This is a genomic window from Reyranella sp. (assembly GCF_965249915.1).
Lineage (GTDB): Bacteria > Pseudomonadota > Alphaproteobacteria > Reyranellales > Reyranellaceae > Reyranella.
The window spans coordinates 6,122,880-6,144,833 of the sequence record NZ_OZ252257.1; the positions used below are offsets into that span (position 1 = coordinate 6,122,880).

Below are 21,954 nucleotides of genomic sequence, written 5' to 3' on the forward strand. Positions count from 1 at the left end.
TACTCTCCCGCAAAATCAGGTGAGGAACGCCATGGCTATCGCGGCTGAAGCGACACGGACGAGCGAGAGCATCGACACTGTTGAGTCCGCCCTTCTCGAACAATGGGATGTCATCGTGATCGGTGCCGGCCTGTCGGGCATGTACCAGCTCCTGAAGCTGCGCCAAATGGGCTTCAAGGCTCGCGTCTACGAAGCGGGCGGCGGTGTCGGCGGCACCTGGTACTGGAACCGCTATCCCGGCGCGCGCTTCGATTCCGAGAGCTGGACCTACGGCTTCTCCTTCTCGCCCGAAGTGCTGAAGGAGTGGGACTGGAAGGAGCATTTCTCCGGCCAGCCCGAAAACCTGCGCTACTGCGAGTTCATCGCCGACAAGTTCGACCTGCGCCGCGACATTACCTTCAACACCCGCGTGAAGGCCGCACACTGGGACGAAGCAGCCAACGAGTGGGAGGTCACGTTCGAGAAGGGCGGCCGTGCCCGCGCCCGCTTCCTCGTCACCGCGATCGGTCCGCTGTCGTCGCCCACCATGCCGACCATTCCCGGCATCGAGGACTTCAAGGGCGAGTCCTGGCACACCGGCCTGTGGCCGCACCATCCGGTCAGCTTCGAGGGCAAGAAGGTCGCCGTGATCGGCACCGGCGCTTCGGGCGTGCAGGCCATCACCGAGATCGCCAAGACGGTAGGCGAGCTCACCGTGTTCCAGCGCACGCCCAACTGGTGCACGCCGCTGCGCAACAGCAAGATCGAGCCGGAGACGATGGCCGACATCCGCGCGCGCTACGACCAGATCTTTGCGCAGTGCCGAGAGAACTGGGGCTGCTTCGTCCACACCGCCGATCCGCGCCATTCTACCGACGTGACGCCGGAGGAACGCGAGGCCTTCTTCGAGAAGCTCTACAACACGCCGGGCTTCGCCTTCTGGCAGGGCAATTTCCGCGACGTGCTGATGGACCAGGCCGCCAACGACGCGTTGACGCAATTCGTGATCAAGAAGATCCGTGCCCGCGTGAAGGATCCGAAGATCGCCGACAAGCTGATCCCGACCAACCACGGCTACGGCACGCGCCGCGTCCCGCTCGATAGCGGCTACTTCGAGGTCTACAACCAGCCCAACGTGAAGCTGGTCGACATCCGCGAGACGCCGATCGAGCGCATCACGGAAACCGGCCTGCGCGTCGGCGGTGTCGATTACGAGTTCGACATGATCATCTACGCGACCGGTTTCGACGCCATCACCGGCGCCTTCGACCGCATCGACTTCCGGGGCCGCGGCGGCGAGAAGCTGCGCGACAAATGGGCGGACGGGCCGCACACCTATCTCGGCCTCAATGTCACGGGCTTTCCCAACATGCTGACCCTGGTCGGCCCGCACAATGCGGCGACCTTCTGCAACCTGCCGCGCTGCATCGAGCAGAACGTCGAGTTCGTGTCCGATCTGCTGGGCTACATGCGCGACAAGGGGCTGACCCGCATCGAGGCGACGCCGGAGGCTGAGGCAACCTGGACGGCGCACGTCTACGAGACGGGCTCGCGTCTGCTCCTCACCAAGGTCGATTCCTGGATGACCGGCGTGAACAAGAACGTCCCCGGCCGCCTCAAGCGCACCTTCATGGCCTATGCCGGCGGCGCGCCGAAGTACCGCCAGAAGTGCGAGGAGATCGCGGCGAACGGGTATGAAGGGTTCAACCTGTCATCCTGAGCGAAGCGGAGGATCCTTCGGCTGCGCCTCAGGATGACAAGGACGCCTACCGCGCGCCGCGCACCAGGCGTCCCGGTTTCGCGCCGGTGAACTCGCCGTCGCGGTAAGTCACTTCGCCGTTCACGATCGTGGCGCGATAGCCTTCGGCCTTCTGTTCCAGGCGCCGCCCGCCGCCCGGCAGGTTGTGCACGGGATGCGGCGCCGACACTTTCAGCCGGTCGAGATCGACCACGTTGAGGTCGGCCTTGTAGCCCGCCTGCAGCCGTCCGCGATCGCCGAGGCCGACGGTGCGGGCAGGCACATCGGTCAGCTGCTGGACTGCCCATGGCAGCGACCAGCGCTCCCCCTTGCGATCGCGCGTCCAGTAGGTGAGCGCGTGCGTCGTGTAGCTCGCGTCGCAGATCAGCCCGTAATGCGCGCCGCCATCGCCCAATGCCATCACCGTATGCTCGTGACGCAGCATGCTGGCCATGTTGGCGTCGGAGCAGTCCGTGTAGTTGGCGCCAGGATGGAACAGGATCGTGCGACCGTCGCCGCTCACCAGAAGGTCGTAGGCGAGTTCGAGCGGCGTGATGCCGAGTTTTGCGGCACGGGCGTCGAGGCGCTGATCGGCCGGTGGCGTGTAGTCGGGCGGATCGCCCAGCACGAACATGTTGGCGACGCTGCGCATGAAGGCCAGCATCTGCGGGTTGCGATAGGTCGGTTGCTCGACTAGGAGCTTTGCCTTCATCGCCGGATCGCGGAGCCGGGCGAGCTTGGCCTCGAGCGGCAGCCCCTCGACCTCGCGATAGCTCGGGCAGGTCGAGAAGGGGTGGAACGACAGCTCCAGCCCGTAGAGCACGGCGACCGGCCGCGCCGCGACCTGGCCGCGGATCGGCAGACCGTCGCGATGAGCGCGCTCGATCTCGCGCAGCAGCGTCTGCCATCGTCCGGGATAGAGCGAGAGGTCGAGCAGGGTGAAGGACAGCGGCCGGCCCGAGAGTTCGACGAGTCGCCGCAGCATGGCAAACTCTGTCGCCCCTTCCGCCGTCGTGTCGGCGAAATCGTCGAGCAGCTGGATCACGCCCTTGCCGGCGCGGCGCATGCCGCGCGCGATCGCCGCCAGCTCCTCCTCGCCGGCGGTGATGGTCGGCGTCAGCGCGCCCTCCGGCGTGCGATGGAACAACGAGCGCGAGGTCGAGAAGCCCAGCGCGCCGGCGTCGAGCCCCTGCTGGACCAGAGCCGCCATCTCCGCCATGTCCGACGCGTTGGCAGGTTCACGGTCGACGCCGCGCTTGCCCATGACGAAGACTCGCAGCGGCGCGTGCGGCACCTGGGTGGCGAAGTCGATGTCGCAGTGGCGCTTCGACAGCGCCTCGAGATAGTCGGGAAAGCTCTGCCAGTTCCAGGGCACGCCCTCGCGCATCACCAGCTCGGGAATGTCCTCGACGCCCTCCATCACCTTCATCAGCGTGTCGCGGTCCTGCGGGCGGCAGGGCGCGAAGCCCACGCCGCAATTGCCCATCAGCACCGTCGTCACGCCATGGCCCGACGAAGGCGAGAAGCGATCGTCCCAGGTGACCTGGCCGTCATAATGGGTGTGGATGTCGACGAAGCCCGGCGTCACCGCGAGACCCGTGGCGTCGATCTCCTCGCGACCGCTGCCGTCGATGCGGCCCACGGCGGCGACCTTGCCATCCTGAAGCGCGACATCTGCCTCGCGCGGCTCGGCTCCGGTGCCGTCGATCACCGTTCCGTTGCGCACGATCAGATCGTATGAGGCGGCCATGGCGTCCTCCCGCAAGAGTTGCTGCTGGTTTGCTAGCACTCCGGCCGCGGCAAGGACAACGCCGACACGAAAACGCCGGGCCCTTTCGGACCCGGCGTTGCCGTCGAGATATGCAGAAATGCTCAGCGGATGATCGTGACCTGCAGCGCGGTCTGCACGCTGTAAACGGTCGTGATCTGCGTGCCCGGCTTGATCGTCTTCAGGGCGGCTTTGCCCGCCTCGCTCACGACCTGCGGCATCTGGATGACTTCGCCGCTGTCGGGCGAGGGCTTGTCGGGTTCGCCGCCAGAGGCATTGATCAGGAACACGGTGTTGGTCGCGAGGTCGACCTTGGTGCACATGCCGGCCATGGACCAGAGACGGATGCGTTCGCGCGCGCCGGGGATGCCTTCGATCCGGGCGCCCTGCTCCATCATCGCCTTGGCGCGCGCCGTCACGGCGGGCGAGGTCGGCGCGATCAGGAAATCGACATAGTCGTACCACTGAACGTCGACGATCTGGCCGACGCGGAGCGCACCGTAGTTGGTGACCAGGTCGGCCGCCTTCATCTTCACCCGGCCGAGATCCTGCCAGACGATGACGAAACCACGGGTCTTTTCGTCGAGGCTATGGATCGTGCCGCGCTTGAAGTTCTGGTACGCGGAAGGGATGTAGAGGTCTTCCTGCGCCCTCGCGGCGAACGGCAGGACGGGCAGCGCGGCGGCCGAAAGCGCAGCGCCTCCCAGCAGCTTGAGAGTCGAACGACGATTGGCGTGCATTGATGTCTCCCCCTCATCGCGCAGGATGATCGGCTCCGGCGCGGGCATGGTTAGCCTCCGAACAGACGGCCGGGTTATGCCGACGAAATTTTTCCCGGGCAACTCCCTTTGCAGCATTTCTGCGGGAAGGCGCGGGCCGGCCGTTCGGCCGGACGTCAGAAAAACGTGACTTGCGCCTTGGAGGGCGAAGGCCGGTTATGGCGGTGGAAGGATCCTCCCATGTCTCACCCCGCCGCGGCCCTGCTGTCCGTTGCCCACGCTTTGCCGCCGCACCGTCTCCTGCAGACCGACGCGGCGGACGCGGCGCGCGGTGCCTTCGCCCACCGCTATGCCGCCTTCGAGCGGATGGTGCCGGTCTTCACGACGTCCGGCATCGAAGCGCGCTACACGGTGAAGCCGCTCGACTGGTATTTTTCCGCCCTGGGGTGGCCGGAGCGCAACGCCGCCTATCTCGAAGGCGCCCAGCACTTGTTCGTCGACGCCGCGACGCGGGCCCTCGCGGCGGCGGGTTGTGTTGCCGAAGAGGTCGATGCGATCGTCACCATCTCCTCGACCGGCGTTGCGACGCCCAGCCTGGAGGCGCGCGTCGCCGGACGCATGGGCTTCCGCGCCGATGTCGAGCGCGTGCCGGTGTTCGGCCTTGGCTGCGCGGGCGGTGTCTCCGGGCTGGCGATCGCCAGCCGTCTGGCGGCCGCGCGGCCCGGCTCGACCGTGTTGCTGGTGGCGATCGAGATCTGCACCGCCGCCTTCCGCATGGACCAGCTCACGCCCGCCAACATGGTGGCGACCGCCTTGTTCGGCGACGGTGCGGCGGCCTGTGTCGTGCGTGTCGGTTCGGGCGAGGACGGACTCGCCCGGATCGAAGGGGCGGGCGAGCATCTCTGGCCCGATACGCTCGACATCATGGGCTGGAAGGTCGATCCCACGGGACTGGGTGTCATCTTCGATCGGTCCATACCCCCCTTCGCCGAGCAGCAGGTCGGGCCGGCGGTCGACGGCATCCTGTCGCGCATCGGTGTCGCGCGCGCCTCGGTCGATCGCTTCGCCTGCCATCCCGGCGGTGCCAAGGTGATCACGGCTCTGGAGACGACGTTGCGCCTGGCGCAAGGCTCGCTCGATCACGAACGCGAGGTGCTTCGCCAGTACGGCAACATGTCCGCGCCGACGGTGTTGTTCGTGCTCGAGCGCCTCATGGACGCCGGCCTGCCGCAGCGCACGGTGCTGACGGCCCTGGGGCCGGGCTTCACCTGCAGCGCCCTGTCGTTGGCTCGCGCCGGCTGAAGAGGCTGCGATGGATTGGGCCGCGCTGATCCTGGGACTCGTCGCGGCGCAGCGCCTGGGAGAGCTCGTGCTGGCCCGTCGCAATACCCGTCGCCTGCTGGCGCAGGGCGCGCACGAGGTGGGCGCGGCGCACTATCCGCTCATCGTTGCCCTGCATGCCTGCTGGCTGCTCGGCCTCTGGTACGGTGCGGTGTATCGCGCCCCGCCGGAGCAGGACATTAGCCTCCCCTGGCTCGCCGTCTTCATCGTGCTGCAACTGGGTCGTCTCTGGGTGATCGCTTCACTGGGGGGACGCTGGACGACGCGCATCCTCGTGCTGCCGGGAGCCCCGTTGGTGCAGCGCGGACCCTATCGCTTCCTGTCCCATCCGAATTACTGGGTGGTCGCGGGCGAGCTCCTCGTGCTGCCGCTGGTCTTCGGATTTGCCTGGTATGGGCTGGTCTTTTCGCTGCTCAACGCCGGCATGATGTGGATCCGCATAAGGGCGGAAGCGGCGGCGCTTAAACCTCGATAGGACGCCCCTCCTCAATCTCGTGCCGAGAGCGTGCAGATCTCACTGGTGGTGAAGTGCGGCCAGGGTTTCACCGCCGACGTCGAGGGCGCAGGTTGCGACCACAAAGGACTCTGCACGGCGGGGAAGCTGCTGGTACGGTTGCTGTGGGGGAGAGCTGCCACGCAGCCTGGGGCAGCCACAAACGACCGATGTTCGCAGACGCCAACAATCGCTTCGTTCTCTGGGGATTCGCGGCGGCACTTGCCGTCGGTGGTGGCCCCGACGCGATCGCCCAGAGCTTCGTCTCCATGGGGCCGGCGCCCAGCGTCGGCGAGTCGCTGACCGTGCAGAGCATGGACCTCGCTCCGACCAGCGAGCCAAGAACGAGTACCGGCACGGTCGCCGGTGCCATCCAGTCCATCGTCGTCGATCCCGTCAACACCGGCACGATGTACATCGGCGCGGTCAATGGCGGCGTTTGGAAGAGCCAGAACAACGGGGCGAGCTGGACGCCGCTGACCGACAAGCAGCTCTCTCTGTCGATCGCCAGCCTGACGATGGATCCGACCGACACGACGGGGAAGAAGATCTATGCCGGTACGGGCGTCACCTCCAACAGTGGCATGGGCGGCCAGAAGATCGGCATCCTCTACAGTGCCGACGCCGGCGCGAACTGGACGACGCTGGGCGGCGGCACGCTCGACAAGAGTGTCGTCGGGGTGGTGGCGCGCGGCAGCCTGATCGTGGCGGCCGAGGCCGAGCCGATCTCTCCCAAGACCGGTGGGGGCGGGCTCTTCGTCAGCACCAACGGTGGCACCAGCTTCGCGCCCGTGACCGGCATTCCCGCCGGCGCCGTGACCTCCCTGGTGAGCGCCAGCGAAGCCAGTGCGCCTCTATACGCCGTCGTGAATTCGGCCGATCCGGCGACGCGCGGCATCTACAAGGGCAGCAGCGACGGCTCGACCTGGACCCAGGTCTCGGCCAGCCAGGTGCCGATCCTGGCCAACCAGTCGGCCCGGTTGGCGGCCGGTCCCAATGGCTCGGTGGTGGCGGGCGTGTACCAGTACACGTCGGCCGCACTCGATTCGAACAGTGCCAAGTTGGTGAGCCTCTACCTGTCGCAGGACGGCGGGACGACCTGGAAGCCGCTGACGACGCCGCCAGACGTCAATACCGGGAACCAGGCTTCGACCAATCTGACGCTTGCCATAGATCCCAAGAATCCGAGCATCGTCTATGTGGCGGGCGATGCCTCCGATCCGCAGCCCTACACGGTGCCCGCCTATCGCGTGGTGCTGAAGGCCGACGGGACGTCGACCGCCGAAACCCTGACGTTGACCGGCACGTCGAACAATTCGGCGCCGCATGCCGATTCGCGCGCGTTCGCCTTCGACAGCGCCGGCAACATGATCCTGACCGAGGATGCGGGCATCTACCTGCGGACCAGCCCGCAGACGAACACCGGGGCCTGGACCGGCATGAACGTGTCCAGCCTGTCGGTGCGCGAGGGCTATGCCGTGGCCTACGACGCAATCGGCAAGCGCCTGGTCATCTCGGCCCAGGACACTGGCACCGCCTACCAGCAGGATCCCAGCGGGCTGACCTACGACGCGATCGGCGCGGGCGACGGCGTCAATGCGGTCGTCAACGACCGAACGCTGGCCAGCGCGGGCAGAAGCGCCATCTATACCTCCTCCCAGGGGCTGGCTGGATTGACGCGATGGACCTACAACGCCAACGGCACCCAGGCGGCGGACCCGAAAGTGTTCAACACCAGCGGTTCCGGTCCTGACGCCCTCAACTTTCAAGCCGACGACTACGACAGCGCGGGCGAACTGCCGTTCACGAGCAAGATCGTGCTCAACAAGAAGGATCCGACCAAGATCGCCTTCGGTACCAACTACGTCTACACGACCGTCGATCGCGGCGCGGCGAGCAACACGTTGGCGCTCGACGTGCGCACCGACAAGATCGGGCTCGTCACGGCCCTGGCCTATGGCACGGGCGTGAATGCCGATGCCCTGGTGGCGGGCGCCGACAATGCGCCCGGCAGCCTCTATTATACGAATGCCGCTACGGGCAATCTCGGGTATCTATCGAACTACGCAGCTGCGGGCGGCGCCGCTGCCAAGTCGGTGGTGTTCGACTACCGCTCCGATACTCAATTCTATGTCGCCGACGGCAGCAAGCTGTGGTCGGGCTCCGCCGCCACTGCCAACGGCGCATTCGCGGCGATCGATCTCAGCGCTGTCAACCTCATCCAGCCCGGCGCGGTCGAGTTCATTTCCAACAACGGAGTCAATGCACTGCTGGTCGGTGGCCTCAGCAGCGCCACCGGCGCGGCGCAGAGCCCGTTGGTGGTGGCCGATAGCAGCACCGTCGGCACCCTGTCGCCATTCCGTACCTTCGCCGACAACCTGCCCAACACGATGGTCTATCAGCTTGCCTACAACCCCAGCGCCGATGCGCTGGCCGTGAGTTCGTTCGGCCGCGGCGTCTGGCTGCTCTATGACGTCACGACCTACTTCACGACGGCAACGACGCTGAGGTTCGGCGTGGCCGACAACAATTCGACGCCGACCAACGCGCAGCTCGCGGCCGGTACCGCCGCCGCCGCCGGCCGCGGCCTGGAAAAGGTCGGCATCGGCACGCTCACGATCGATAGCGGCGTCACCTCCGGCTACACCGGCGCCACCACCGTCACCGGCGGCACGATGGTGGTGAATGGCGACATCACGAGTTCGAGTGGCGTGACCGTAGGCGTCAACGGCACGCTGGGTGGCAACGGCTTCGTGCCGACGACCGTGGTGAACGGGACGCTGGCGCCGGGCAACTCGGTCGGCACGATCAACGTCGTGGGCGATCTGACCTTCAATCCGGGCAGCACCTACCAGGTCCAGGTCGAGGGCACGGCCGACCGCACCAACGTCACCGGCACGACGACGCTCGCGGGCGGCACGGTGCAGGCGAGCTTCGCCACCTCGGCTTTCCAGCGCAGCTACCAGATTCTGGCCTCGGCAGCGGTGACCGGTCGGTTCGATGGGTTGACGGCCAGCGGCCTGCCCGGCTTCCTCACCGCCAGCCTCGGCTATTCGCCCGGCAGCGTGGCCCTCAACCTGCAGTCGGGAATGGCGTCGATGTCGGGTCCCGGGACCAACCGCAGCACCGTCGCGCGGGCCCTCGACACGGCCTTCAACGCTGGCCCCGGGCTCAACGGCATGCCGGCCCTCTACGGCCTGTCGAGCGGGCAGCTGCCGCAGGCGCTGTCCACCCTGTCGGGCGACAGCGCCAGCGTCGCGCAATCGGCGGCGCTCTCCGCCGGCAACCAGTTTGCGTCCCTGATGACCGATCGCGTCGTCACGCGGCGCAACGAGGAACTGGCCTGCTACGACCATCCGGCCGAGGCGCAGGCCTGTCAGACCCCGCCCGACTGGAGCGCCTGGTCGGCGGGCTTCGGCGGGGCGCAGTGGCTCAATGCCAACGACGCGACCGGGGCGGCGGCGTCGCAGCAGACGGTGGCGGGCGGGGCCTTCGGCATCGACTATCGCGCCGGGCCCGACACGCTCGTTGGCGTGGCCGTCGGCGCCAGCACGCTGGGCATTTCCATGCCGGCCAGCGTCGCCAATGGGCAGGCGACCGGCACCCACATCGGCGTTTACGGCCTGCACGACTGGCGGACCTTCTACGTCAACGCCGCGATGGTCTTCAGCCGCTTCGACGCAAACCTCACGCGGCAGATCGCGGGCATCGGCGCGGCGGAGACGGAGCGCTCCTCGGCGGTCTCGACCCAGCTCGGCGGGCGGTTGGAAGTGGGCCGCCCCTTCGCCGTCGGGCAGGCCTCGATCACGCCGTTCGCAGCGTTGCAGCCGTCGCAGTTCTGGCAGCCGGCGACCACCGAGACCGGCACTACCACGAGCGGCACGCCCGGAGTGTTCGCGCTCTCCTACCAGGCCCAGTCGACGACCTCGCTGCCCTTGTTCCTGGGGGCGCAGATCGACGGGCGGACGGAGATCAATTCACGCGCCGCCAGCGGCTGGCTGCGGCTTGCCTGGGTGCACGAGTTCATGACCGGCCGGCCGGTGACCGCCGGCTTCACCGGCCTCCCGGGCAGCCAGTTCACGGTCGACGGCGCCACTGCCGCCAGCGATGCCGTCCGCTTCGACTTCGGCGGCCGCTACGCGCTCGACACGCAGATCTCGTTGTTCGCCAACGGCACGGCCGAGCTCTCCAACCGCGGCCAGAGCGTCGGCGGCACCGTCGGCCTCAAGTGGGTGTGGTAGCCCAGACGAGCAGGATGACAGGGCCTCAGGCTCGTTGGGTGATCTTCCTGGCCGGGGCGGCGCGCTCGACCGGTTGCATCTACGGCGTCTCGATGATCTCGCGCACCCGTGTTGCCAAGGTCTCCATGGTGAACGGCTTGGTGATGAGCGTCATCCCTGCATCGAGCGAACCGGAAGCGAGGGCCGCGTTCTCGGCATAGCCTGTCATGAACAATATCTTGAGACCGCCGCGGAGCGCGCGGGCCGCATCGGCGACTTGGCGGCCGTTCAGGCCAGGGAGACCGACATCGGTGATCAGCAGATCGATCCTCTGGGAGGACCGCACGATCTCGAGTCCCTGTGGGCCGTCGACCGCCTCGATGGCGCGATAGCCGAGATCGGCCAGCACTTCGACCACCAGACTGCGGACCACCGGCTCGTCCTCGATCACCAGCACCGTCTCGCCGGTCTCGGCGGGGGCGGCGCTGCTTACGTCCACGGCGGCTTCGTCATCGGCTTCGCCCCGGAAGCGCGGCAGGCAGAGATGGACGGTCGTGCCGCGGCCGAGTTCGCTCTCGATCTGGGCATAGCCCTCGGACTGGCGCGCGAATCCATAGATCATGGAAAGTCCGAGACCGGTGCCTTGCCCTATGGGTTTGGTCGTGAAGAACGGCTCGAATGCTCGGGCGATCGTTTCGGCGTCCATGCCGGTGCCGCTGTCGGTGACCGAAATGCAGACATAGTCGCCGGCCGCCCTGTCGGCATGCGCGGCAGCGGCCGTCTCGCCGACCTCCAGATTGTGGGTCGCGATGACGAGCTGCCCGCCTTCGGGCATGGCATCGCGCGCGTTGATCGCCAGATTCAGGATCGCGGATTCGAGCTGGTTGGCGTCGCAGCGCGTCAGCCAGAGCGCGCCGGCCAGCTTCAGGTCGAGGTCGATCCTTTCGCCCAGCGTCCGCCGCAGCAGCTCCTCCATCGAGCCGATCAGCGGATTGACGTGGACGGGGCGGGGATCGAGCGGCTGCCGGCGAGCGAAGGCCAGCAGCCGGTGGGTGAGGGCGGCCGCTCGGTTGGCCGAGGTCATGGCGCCGGTGATGAAGCGGTCGAGATCGCCCAGCCGGCCCTGGCCGATTCGCCGCTGGACCAGGTCGAGACTGCCCGTGATGCCCTGGAGGAGATTGTTGAAATCGTGCGCGATGCCGCCCGTGAGCTGGCCGATCGCCTCCATCTTCTGGGCCTGGCGAAGAGCCTCTTCCGCCGCACGCAGCTCGGCGGTCCGCGCCTCGACCCTCGCCTCGAGCGTGGCATTGAGCGCCCGCAGGGCCGCCTCGGCCTCGCCGCGTTCGATCACCTGTCGGGTCCGCTCGGCCACTTCTTCCATGAAGGCGACCTCGTCGGCCTGCCAGTGCCGGACCGGCCGGTCGTTCAGGTAGACGATCGTGCGCAGGCGGCCGGCGCGTATGAAGGGCACCACCAGGATGGCGCGCGTGTCGACCGCCCGCGCGGTGGCGCGCGTCTCCGCCTCGTCGCTCAGAGGATCGGTCTGCAGATCGTCCACCACGACGGTCTCGCCGGCACTGAGTTTCTTCACGATCCTGATGCCGAAGGCCCGCGCGGGCACGCGGCCGAGAAGCGGTTGGGCCCGTCCGTCCGTCCAGCATACCGAATAGTCGAACACGTCCTCGACCGGATCGAGATGGCCGTAACCCACGCGGCTGACCCCGAAGAACTTGCCCATCAGGGCGCAGGCTTCGTTCAACGCCTTGTCCGTATCGTTGCCGCGCAGGGCATCGCTGAGTTCGAGCATGAAGGCATGCCGCGCCTCGGCGAGCTTGCGCGCGCTGATGTCGATGGCGGTACCGACCGCGCGGTAGCACTTGCCGTCCGCATCGAAAAGACCCTTGCCCTTGGCGGCGATCCAGCGGACCACGCCGTCGTCGTGGCCGATCGTCCGGTATTGCACGTCATAGGTCGCGCGGATGGCGGGATCGAGGGCCGCGCCGAACGCCCGGGTGGTGGCATCGCGGTCTTCGGGATGGAGGCCATTGTAGAAGTCGTCGAGGGTACAGACGGCGTCAGGCGAGAAGCCGAACATGGCCTTGGTGCGCGGCGACCAGGTCAGCGTGTCGGTGGTGAAATCGACGTCCCAGATGCCGATCTCGGCCGCCTCGGTGGTCAGCCGCAGCGATTCCTCGTTCAGCACCGATTGACGCTCGGCTTGCTTGTGCGCGGTGATGTCGTGACCGCCGACGAAGATGCCGTAGACCTCGCCCGTTTCGTCGCGCATCGGTTCATAGACGAAGTCGATGAAACGTGTGCTGGTCTCGCTGCTGAGGCGAATCGGCATGGCGCGGGCGATGAACCGCTCACCAGTGCGATAGACACTGTCGAGCAGCTCATAGAAGCCTTGGCCTTCGATTTCCGGCAGCGCCTCGCGCACGCTGCGGCCGATGAAGTCGCGCTGGCCGGCGATGTCGAGGTAGGCTTCGTTCACATACTCGTAGACGTGGTCGGGGCCGCTCAGGACGGCGATGAAGCCGGGCGCTTTCTGGAACGTGCGGCGCTGGCGCTCGATCTCGGCCATCAGCCGCCGTTCGGTGAGCACCTTCTCGGTCGTTTCGCTGCAGACCACCAGTACGCCACCCACGCCATGCGGGGCATCGGCATCGTCGATCGGACTGTAGCTGTAGGTCCAGTAGACGTCCTCGCGGCGGCCGTTGCGCGTGATCGGCACCAGGTGGTTCTCGTGCCAAGTCGCGCCCCGGCCCGCCATAACCTGCTCGATCTGCGGCCCGATGATGGGCCAGATCTCCTCCCATACCGCTCGCCCCGGCCTGCCGAGCGAAGAAGGGTGGCGCTCCGGTCCGATCGAGCGCCGGTAGGCGTCATTGTAGAAGGAGATGAGCTCCGGACCCCACCAGATGTACATCGGGTGGCCGCAGTTCAGCAGCAGCCGGACGGCCGTTCGCAGCGATTGCGGCCATCCGCTCGGATCCCCGAGCGATGTCGCCCGCCAGTCATGGGCCCGCATGAGCGCGCCCATCTCGCCGCCCCCGGCAAGAAAACTCGTGTCGCGCTCGACTGCGGTCATGGCCGGACAGTATCGATTCGCGCCCGGCCTGCAAGCGCGACGGCGGCCGGCCGTATCGTCAGATCACCCGCTGCGTTCGGGCAAAGGCCATGTAGAGGTCGTGAGCCCGGGCGGCGATCGGGCCGGGCTGCAGGTCGCGATCCTCGTAACGGCTGACCGGTTGCACCTTGCCGGCATTGCCGGTGGTGAACATCTCGTCCGCTTCTTCCAATTCGGCCGGCCGGATCGTGCGCTCCTCGACCGTGATGCCCGCCGAGCGCAGGAGCTTGATCGTGCGGTAGCGCGTGATGCCGGCCAGGAAGCTGCCGTTCGGCACCGGCGTCGCGACCACGCCATTGCGCGCGATGAAGAGGTTGGAGCTGCAGGTCTCCGCAACATTTCCCAGCGGATCGAGCACGACGCCGTTGTTGAAGCCGCGCTTCAGCATCTCCGCGACACCGCGCGAGGAATTGGGATAGAGACAGCTCGCCTTGGCATCGGTCGGCGCGGTCTCCGGCGCGGGACGGCGAATGCTGCGGCAAAGGCCGAGTGTCAGCGGCGTGCCCGCGCGCATCGGCGAGACATAGGTGCAGAGCAGGAACTGTGCGGAGTCCGGATCGACCGAGATGGGGCCGGCGCCGCCCTTGCCGGCCCAGAACATCGGACGGACATAGAGTTCGGCCTTGGGGCCGAAGCGGCGCACGCTCTCGTGCATCAGCTTGAGGATCTCTTCCGGCGTCTGGCTCGGGTTCAGGCCGATGGCGCGGGCCGAGCGCACGACGCGTTCCGCATGGAGGTCGAGGTCGGGGCCGCACCCCTCGAAGGCGCGCCCGCCATCGAATACCATGGAGCCCAACCAGAAGGCATGGTCGCGCGGCCCCAGGATTGCGGGGTTGCCCTCGTGCCAGGTGCCGTTCCAGTAGGTGAGCGTGTCCATTCTATCCTCGTCGTCCCTCGAAGCGCGCGGACATAGCAGACGATGAGCGGTGCGGCCATCCTCGCCTTGGGCGCGGCCTTCTGCTTCGCATTGGCCCTGATTCTGACGCAGTTCGGGCTGCGGACGATGCCGTCCTGGCGCTCACCGCTCTATTCCATTGGCGGAGCCCTCGTCGTCGCCTGGCTGGCCGCGATCGTGTTCGTGGACTGGAGCAGCTTCAATCTCGACGCGGCACTGATCTTCGCCGGCGTCGGTTGCATCTTCCCGGTCGTGGTGTCGATCCTGTCGGTGCGCTCGAACGAGCGGTTGGGACCGGCGGTTGCCGGGGCCGTGGGCAATGTGACGCCCATCTTCGCCGTGCTGGGCGCGGTGCTGTTCCTGGGCGAGCATCTCGGTCTCCTGCAACTGGCCGGCCTGGCGATGGTGGTGGGCGGCGTGGCCCTGCTGGCGCTGCGCGGCGGCACCGGCGGCCGGCACTGGTCGGTCTGGGTGCTGGGCCTGCCCCTGGCGGCGGCGCTGGTGCGCGGCGCCATCCAGCCGGCGATCAAGACGGGGCTCGCTTTGTGGCCCGAGCCGCTGGCGGCTGCAGCCATCGGCTATGCGCTCTCGTCGGTCGTGATTTTCTCTCTGGTCGGGCGTCGCGCCTTGCGAGAAGGGCCGGCGATCCGCAGCGGGGTGCTCTGGTTCCTGGCCGTCGGCTTCGCCAATGGCAGCGCCACCTTTCTCCTCTATGCGGCGCTCGGGCTGGGCTCGATCACCGTCGTGGCCCCCCTGGTCGCGCTGTTTCCGCTCATGGGCGTGGTGATGAGCTGGATATTCCTGCGCGGCGAGCGGCTTCATGCCGTGGGATTGCTCGGCATCCTCGTCAGCGTGGCGGGCGTGATTATTCTCCTTGTCGGCGCAACCTGAGGGTGGCGGAAAAGCGGCCGAAAGAGCGCGCTAATTCCTCAGGTGAGAGGGCCACATCGGGCGGCCCCAATGCGTATCTATTTAGAACGCGGCGTTGCTGCCGCGCAGAACGGAGGCAGACAATGATGAAGCGTATCGCTCTCACCGCACTCGCCGCCGCCGCCACTTTCACGACGGCGGCGCTCGCACCCGCGGTCTTCACACCGGCAGCCGCCCAGTCCTTCGGCGTCTGGATCGGCACGCCACAGCCGCAGCGCTATTACGCGCCGCCACCGCCGCGCTACTACGCGCCCCCGGTTCAGCGGGTCTGGGCGCCGGGCTATTGGACCTGGCATCACGGTCGCCAGGTCTGGGTGGACGGCCGCTGGATAATCCAGCAGCCGGCGCCGGCATGGGGGCCGGGCTGGGGTTGATGCCCTCAGTCCCTCTTCAGGAACATTGGGCGGGGCGCTTCGGCGCCCCGTCTTCTTGCCGGCCCCATCGTGCAGGAAGCAGTTGCCGCGGGCCGGTGCCGTACTAAGGTCCGTCCGAGGAATGTCGCCGGAGCGCGACGACCCCGGAGGAATTTACACATGACGGCCCCGCTCACCATTCGACTGCATCCCGCCGACAACGTCGTCGTGGCACGCATGGACATTCTGCCCGGCACGGCGATCGAGGGAGACGTCGCGGCGGCCACGCGCGTGCCGCCCGGTCACAAGATTCTCACGAGGGCAGTGAAGGCGGGCGAGCCGCTGCGCAAGTACAATCAAATCATCGGGTTCGCGACCGAGGATCTTCCGCCCGGCACCCACATCCATACGCATAACTGCGTGATGGGCGATTTCGAGCGCGACTATGCGTTCTGCGCCGATGCGCATCCGACGGAGTTCATCGTTCCGCCCGCGACCTTCCAAGGTTATCGCCGGCCCGATGGTCGGGCGGCCACGCGCAACTACATCGGCATCGTGACGACGGTGAACTGTTCGGCCGCGACCAGCCGCATGATCGCATCCAAGCTCGACCCTCTGCTCGCGCAGTTCCCGAACATCGACGGTGTCGTTCCGCTGACCCATGGCGGTGGTTGCGGCATGGCCGCGTCGGGCCTCGAGATGGACGTGCTGCGCCGCACGCTCGCGGGCTACACGAAACACCCCAACATGGCGGCGGTCGTGGTGCTCGGCCTCGGCTGCGAGACCAACCAGATATCCGGCCTGATGAATGCGGAGGGCCTCAAGGAAGGGCCGAAGCTCATTCCCCTGGCGATCCAGGATGAAGGCGGCGTCTCCAGGACCGTGATGCGCGCCGTCGGATTTCTGAAGGAGATCCTGCCCGAAGCCAACGACGTGAAGCGCGAGGCGATCCCGGCCAGCGAGCTGATTCTGGCGCTGCAGTGCGGCGGTTCGGATGGCTATTCCGGTATCTCGGCCAATCCGGCGCTCGGCGCGGCAGTCGATCTGCTGGTGCACAACGGCGGGACGGCGGTGCTTTCCGAAACGCCGGAAATCTATGGCGCGGAACATTTGCTGACCCGGCGCGCGGTCAGCCAGGAAGTCGGCGAGAAGATCGTCGAGCGCATCCGCTGGTGGGAAGACCATTGTGCCCGCACCGGCGGTGAGATGAACAACAACCCGTCGCCCGGCAACAAGGCGGGCGGCCTCACCACCATTCTCGAAAAATCCCTGGGCGCCGTGGCGAAGGGCGGTACGACCAATCTGGTCGACGTTTATAAGTATGCAGAGCCGATCACCGCGAAGGGGTTCGTGTACATGGACTCGCCCGGCTACGATCCGGTGTCCGCGACGGGCCAGGTCGCGGGCGGCGCCAATGTTCTCTGCTTCACGACCGGGCGCGGTAGCGTGTTCGGCTGCAAGCCGACACCCTCACTCAAGCTTGCGACGAATACCGCCCTCTATCGGCGCATGACAGACGACATGGACATCAATTGCGGAACGATCGTCGACGGGGAGGAGACGATTCAGGAGAACGGCCGCCGCATCTTCGACCTTATTCTTGCCACGGCCTCGGGCCAGAAAACCAAGTCTGAACTGCTGGGTATCGGAGACGACGAGTTCGAGCCGTGGAAAATTGGCGCCACAATGTAAACGATCGCCGGGAGCCATTTTGAGGTGGCGGCGTTACGTTCTTCATATGCGATCCTACGACTCCGAACTTGGCCCTGCTGTGACGGCCCCGCAACCAGCGGCCCCGGATCGTCCTGCGAGCTTCACCCCAAATTCCAGGTTGTCGAAGGCGGTAGCAGCGAGCGCTCCGCCAGCGCGCATTTGTTTGCTCGTTCAACTGCCGAGGAGAGAGACATGGCAACAGGCACCGTCAAGTGGTTCAACGCCACGAAGGGATTCGGATTCATCCAGCCGAGTGACGGCGGCAAGGACGTGTTCGTGCATATCAGCGCCGTGGAGCGCTCGGGACTGAACGGCCTCAACGAAGGCCAGAAGATCGGCTACGAGATCGCGACCGAGCGCGGTCGCTCGGCGGCCGTGAACCTCAAGGCGGTCGACTGATCGCATGAGAGTCGTTCCCCTCGTCGAGCGCCCCGATCTGGCCGAACAGGTTTCCATCTGGGGCTTCGACGAGTGGGGACATCTCAATCCCGGCGAGACGCTCGACCAGCGCGGGGTCCGGATTCGCGGCAAGATGAACGTGGACCGGGTGCCGATCGCCTTCGTCGCCCTGGGTGACGATGACGGCATCGTCGGCACGGCATCCCTGATCTTCGACGACCTCGAAGGCGATCCGCGCAACCCCTGGCTCGCAAGCGTCTACGTCCCCGCAGAACACCGCAGGCGGGGTATCGCGTCCGCTTTGGTCGGTGCCGTCGAGGACGCGGCGCGGCGCATCGGGTACGAGCGCCTCTACCTTTTCACGACTTCCGCCGCTTCGCTCTACGAGGGTCTGGGCTGGAGGGCGCTTGAGCGGCGCGACTATCGCGGCGAACATATCCAGGTCATGGAGAAGTCGCTGTGAGGGAGTCCGCATGCCAGCCGATCTGCACTATCTGTCGCTCGACGAGGTCGCGCGGCGCCTGAAGGCCCGCAAGCTGTCGTCCGTCGAGCTGACCGAGGCGATGCTCCGGCGGATCGGCGAGGTTGATCCCAAGCTTGGTAGCTATGCAACCGTGACGGCCGACCGTGCCCTGGCCGATGCCGCGTGCCTCGATGCCGAGACGGAAGCCGGCACGTCGCGCGGGCCGCTGCACGGCGTGCCCATCGCGGTCAAGGATCTCTGCAATACCGAGGGCATCCCGACCGCGGCCGGCATGGCGATCCATCGCGGCAACGTGCCGTCGCGCGATGCGACCGTCGTCGCGCGGCTGAAGCGGGCGGGGGCGGTGATCCTCGGCAAGCTGCAGATGACCGAGGGTGCCTATGGCGCGCATCACCCGAGTATTCCGGCGCCGCTCAATCCCTGGAACCCGGCCTATTGGACCGGCTCGTCTTCGTCGGGCTCCGGTGCCGCCACCGCGGCCGGTCTCTGCTTTGCCTCGCTCGGTTCGGACACGGGCGGATCGATTCGCTTTCCCTCGACCATGAACGGGCTGTCGGGGCTGAAGCCGACCTGGGGGCGCGTGAGCCGCGCCGGCGTCTTTCCGCTCGCCGAATCGCTCGACCATGTCGGCCCGATGGCCCGCAGTGCCCTCGATGCCGCGATCGTCCTCGGCGTGATTGCGGGCGCCGATCCCGAGGACCCGACGGCAGTCGGCCGGCCGGTGCCCGACTATGCTGTGTCGATCGAACAGGGTGTGCGTGGCAAGCGCATCGGCCTCGCCACCAACATGCGGGGACTCGACGACGACGTGCGTCGCGCGCTCGAGGGGGCCGTCGGGGCGCTGACGAAGGCGGGGGCGGTGATCGTCGAGGTGGAACTGCCCGATGGCTTCGACCAGGGCGCGCGCGACTGGGTCCCGCTGTGCGGCGTCGAGGCGGCCGTGGCGCACGAAGCCACCTATCCGGCGCGGGCCTCCGAGTACGGGCCCGTCCTGTCCGGACTGCTCGATCACGGCCGCCGTCTCTCGGCAATGGAGCTTGCCAGGATGCAGCTGCGCCGGGCGGCCCTCACTGGAGAGCTGAACAGGCTTCTGGCGTCGATCGACCTGCTTCTGATGCCGGTGATGGGCAGGGCCGTCTGGTCGACCGAGGCGCTGCTGGCGGCGGGCCGGGATCCCGAAACCGTCGCAGAACGACTGCGCTACACCGCGCCGTTCGATCTCAGCGGCCACCCGACGCTGACGCTTCCCGGCGGCATGACCGCAGACGGCGTGCCGGTGGGCTTCCAGATCGTCGGAAAGGCCTTCGACGAAGGCGCCATCCTCGCGGCGGGACACTCCTATCAGCGGGAGACCGACTGGCATGCGAGGCGACCGCCGACGTAAGGCGCACGGCGTAGGGCAATCGCATATGGCCTGGAAAGGCCGATGTCGTTGGCGTTTCCAGGAGGCGAAAGGTGCCCGCCCGCCGTTCCAGGGCGGGGGTACCCCGCCCGCGATGACAAATTTGTTGGGGTTTTCCCAGTGCGCCGATCAAACAAACGGTGCCATCCCGAACGGACTGAGGGACCTTTCCCTCATATGCGATAGCGCTGGGGCGCGGCGGCACGGCGCGTGGACGCTGAATCTCCTTTCACTTATAGTGTTTCTATCGCTCCTCCCGGGATCTCCGACGCCGCGCAATGACAAGCTTCGCGAAAAATCTGCGGCTGCGTCCCAGTATCCTGACGTTGTTCATCCTGCTGACGGTGCCGGTCTTCTTCGCGATCGTGGCGGTGAACTATGTCTCGAACGAGAAAATCGCGCGGGATAATGCCGGCGAGCTGATCGGACGCTTCAGCACCGAGGCCATCGAAAACATCCAGCACCTCTTTGACCCGATCAAGTCGCTGGTGCGAAGTGCCGCCGCGCTCGGCTCCGAGCAGCCGGAATTCTACGAAGAGAATCGCTCGCTGAAATATCTCTTCAGCATCCTGCAGCACAGCGATCGCATCATCAGCATGTATGTCGGCCTGAGCGACGGTTCCTTCCGTCAGGCCCGGCAGATCGATCCGGCCGTCGAGATCCAAGGCAAGTTGCCGCCGGTGGGCACGCGCTGGGCCGACCGGTGGATCACGCCGCGAAGCGGGTCGGCACCCATCGATCACTACCTGTTCCTCGACAAGGACCGTCGGGAGCTGGGACTCTCCGAGCAGACGACCTCCTACGATCCGCGTGCGCGCCTGTGGTATCGCACCGCGCAGCAGACCGGCGAACTGTCGGTCAGCGATGTCGATGTCTTCGCGACGCTGGGGATCGTCGGCTTCACCGTCGGCGCGCCTTTCTACGCCGACGGCGCGCTGCGCGGCGTCGCCGCGGCGGACATTACGCTCGATGGCATGTCCAACTATCTCGCCGAGCGCAAGATCAGCCCGGGCACCCAGTCCTACATCCTCGATCATCAGGGCCGGGTCATCGCCAATTCCGAACGCACCAAGACCTATACGAGCCAGAACGGCAAGGTCGAGCTGCAACACATCACCTCGCTCGGAGACGAACTTCCGGCGATCGCGTTCAGCTTCCGGCCGCGCGACAGCGAGCATACGTTCTCCTTCGTGCATCACGGCGAGCACTACATCGCCAGCCTCACGACCCTGCCGCCCGAATTCGGCAAGAAGTGGCAGCTCTTCGTCGTTACGCCGCTCGCAGACTTCACCAGTGCGTTCGACGAGCAGAACAAGCGGCTGGCGCTGTTCGGCGTGATCGCGATTCTGCTCCAGATCTGCATCATCTATTTCCTCTCCAGCGTCGTCTCGACACCCCTTGAGCGGCTCGCGCTGAAGGTGACGAAGATCCAGAACCTGGAGGGCGACAATCTTCCGCTGCTGAAGTCGCCGATCCGCGAGGTTGCGGTCCTCGCGCGCGCCATCGACACGCTCGATTCCGCGGTGAAGTCGTTTGCAGCCTTCGTGCCCGTGGGTCTCGTGCGACAGCTCCTCGATTCGGAGCAGAAGCTGGTGCTGGGCGGCCACAGCCGCTTCCTGACGATCTTCTTCTCCGATCTCGAGGGCTTTTCGACCCTATCGGAAGAAGTGCCTTCGCAGGAGTTGCTGTCGCGGGTGTCGGCCTATCTCGGAGTCGTGACCCACGCGGTCAACATGGAGCACGGCACGATCGACAAGTTCATCGGCGACGGCGTCATGGCTTTCTGGGGCGCGCCCGCCCTGCTCGAAGACCATGCGCAAAGGTCGTGCTTCGCGGCATTGCGCATCCGCGAGGGCATGAAGGAACTGAACGCGGGCTGGGAGGCGGCCGGCAAGAAGGCGTTGAAGGTCCGCATCGGAATCCATAGCGACGCCGTCCTGGTGGGCAATATCGGTTCCAAGGAGCGCATGAGCTACACCGTCATGGGCGACGGCGTGAACATCGCCGCGCGGCTCGAGGGCATCAACAAGGAGTACGGCACGGGCATCTGCATCAGCCACGCCGTCTTCAAGGAGGCCGGCGAGCGGCTCTGCGTGCGCCCGGTCGACGAAGTCACCGTGAAGGGCCGCCGCTCGAAAGTGCCGATCTACGAACTGGTCGGCGCCTACGGGATCGGTCCGGAGTTCGAGCCGGACGAGGCGACGGTCCGCCTGTGCAAGCTCACCCGCTCCGCCTACACCGCGCTGGTCGCCGAGGACTACGCGCTGGCATTGTCTCGCTATCAGGAGATCGTTGCGGAGTATCCCGAGGATCCTGTTGCGGCCACGATGGCGGAGCGGTTGGCGGCGATCGATCCCTCGCGGCTCGTGCCGCTGCAGATATCGCGCTGA

Annotated in this window: 15 protein-coding genes; 11 read left to right on the forward strand and 4 right to left on the reverse strand. The window is 66.7% G+C overall.

Annotation, left to right across the window (positions count from 1 at the left end; all coding sequences use genetic code 11):
• Positions 1-31 precede the first annotated feature (31 nt).
• Positions 32-1,699: a flavin-containing monooxygenase gene (locus ACP15H_RS30125; protein ID WP_425069785.1), complete on the forward strand. Its 1,668-nt coding sequence runs from the start codon at positions 32-34 to the stop codon at positions 1,697-1,699.
• A 46-nt stretch (positions 1,700-1,745) separates the two neighbouring features.
• On the opposite strand, the gene ACP15H_RS30130 is transcribed toward ACP15H_RS30125, so the two are convergent.
• Positions 1,746-3,467: an N-acyl-D-amino-acid deacylase family protein gene (locus tag ACP15H_RS30130; protein ID WP_425069786.1), complete on the reverse strand. Its 1,722-nt coding sequence runs from the start codon at positions 3,465-3,467 to the stop codon at positions 1,746-1,748.
• 122 nt (positions 3,468-3,589) lie between these two features.
• Positions 3,590-4,225: a hypothetical protein gene (locus ACP15H_RS30135; protein WP_425069787.1), complete on the reverse strand. Its 636-nt coding sequence runs from the start codon at positions 4,223-4,225 to the stop codon at positions 3,590-3,592.
• 219 nt (positions 4,226-4,444) lie between these two features.
• Between ACP15H_RS30135 and ACP15H_RS30140 the strand changes: the two genes are divergently transcribed.
• From ACP15H_RS30140 to ACP15H_RS30150, 3 genes are all read left to right on the forward strand, one after another.
• Positions 4,445-5,506 (forward strand): type III polyketide synthase, encoded by a 1,062-nt coding sequence (locus ACP15H_RS30140; RefSeq protein WP_425069788.1) that lies wholly within the window; start codon positions 4,445-4,447, stop codon positions 5,504-5,506.
• Between the two features lie 10 nt (positions 5,507-5,516).
• The gene (locus ACP15H_RS30145) at positions 5,517-6,020 is read left to right on the forward strand and encodes an isoprenylcysteine carboxyl methyltransferase family protein (protein ID WP_425069789.1); all 504 of its coding nucleotides are present in this window, start codon (positions 5,517-5,519) and stop codon (positions 6,018-6,020) included.
• 188 nt (positions 6,021-6,208) lie between these two features.
• Positions 6,209-10,279 carry an autotransporter domain-containing protein gene (locus ACP15H_RS30150; protein ID WP_425069790.1) on the forward strand — a complete coding sequence of 1,357 codons (4,071 nt, stop codon included), beginning with the start codon at positions 6,209-6,211 and terminating at the stop codon, positions 10,277-10,279.
• Between the two features lie 79 nt (positions 10,280-10,358).
• On the opposite strand, the gene ACP15H_RS30155 is transcribed toward ACP15H_RS30150, so the two are convergent.
• Positions 10,359-13,349, reverse strand: coding sequence for a PAS domain-containing protein (locus ACP15H_RS30155; protein WP_425069791.1), 2,991 nt, complete (start codon positions 13,347-13,349; stop codon positions 10,359-10,361).
• 58 nt (positions 13,350-13,407) lie between these two features.
• A complete protein-coding gene (locus tag ACP15H_RS30160) occupies positions 13,408-14,265 on the reverse strand; it encodes a branched-chain amino acid aminotransferase (RefSeq protein WP_425069792.1) in 858 nt (285 codons plus the stop codon).
• A gap of 42 nt (positions 14,266-14,307) precedes the next feature.
• Here ACP15H_RS30160 and ACP15H_RS30165 point away from each other — a divergent pair, with 42 nt between their 5' ends.
• The 7 genes from ACP15H_RS30165 to ACP15H_RS30195 all read left to right on the forward strand — a co-directional run bounded on the left by ACP15H_RS30165 (position 14,308) and on the right by ACP15H_RS30195 (position 21,954).
• Positions 14,308-15,174 carry an EamA family transporter gene (locus ACP15H_RS30165; protein WP_425069793.1) on the forward strand — a complete coding sequence of 289 codons (867 nt, stop codon included), beginning with the start codon at positions 14,308-14,310 and terminating at the stop codon, positions 15,172-15,174.
• 122 nt (positions 15,175-15,296) lie between these two features.
• Positions 15,297-15,587 (forward strand): hypothetical protein, encoded by a 291-nt coding sequence (locus ACP15H_RS30170; protein ID WP_425069794.1) that lies wholly within the window; start codon positions 15,297-15,299, stop codon positions 15,585-15,587.
• Positions 15,588-15,746: 159 nt separating this feature from the next.
• Positions 15,747-17,258 (forward strand): UxaA family hydrolase, encoded by a 1,512-nt coding sequence (locus ACP15H_RS30175; protein ID WP_425069795.1) that lies wholly within the window; start codon positions 15,747-15,749, stop codon positions 17,256-17,258.
• Between the two features lie 213 nt (positions 17,259-17,471).
• Positions 17,472-17,678 (forward strand): cold-shock protein, encoded by a 207-nt coding sequence (locus ACP15H_RS30180; protein ID WP_422017205.1) that lies wholly within the window; start codon positions 17,472-17,474, stop codon positions 17,676-17,678.
• Positions 17,679-17,682: 4 nt separating this feature from the next.
• Entirely contained in the window at positions 17,683-18,141 is a 459-nt protein-coding gene (locus ACP15H_RS30185; RefSeq protein ID WP_425069796.1) for a GNAT family N-acetyltransferase, read from the forward strand.
• A 10-nt stretch (positions 18,142-18,151) separates the two neighbouring features.
• On the forward strand, positions 18,152-19,546 hold the full coding sequence (locus ACP15H_RS30190; protein WP_425069797.1) for an amidase: 1,395 nt from the start codon (positions 18,152-18,154) through the stop codon (positions 19,544-19,546).
• A 296-nt stretch (positions 19,547-19,842) separates the two neighbouring features.
• Positions 19,843-21,954, forward strand: coding sequence for an adenylate/guanylate cyclase domain-containing protein (locus ACP15H_RS30195; protein WP_425069798.1), 2,112 nt, complete (start codon positions 19,843-19,845; stop codon positions 21,952-21,954).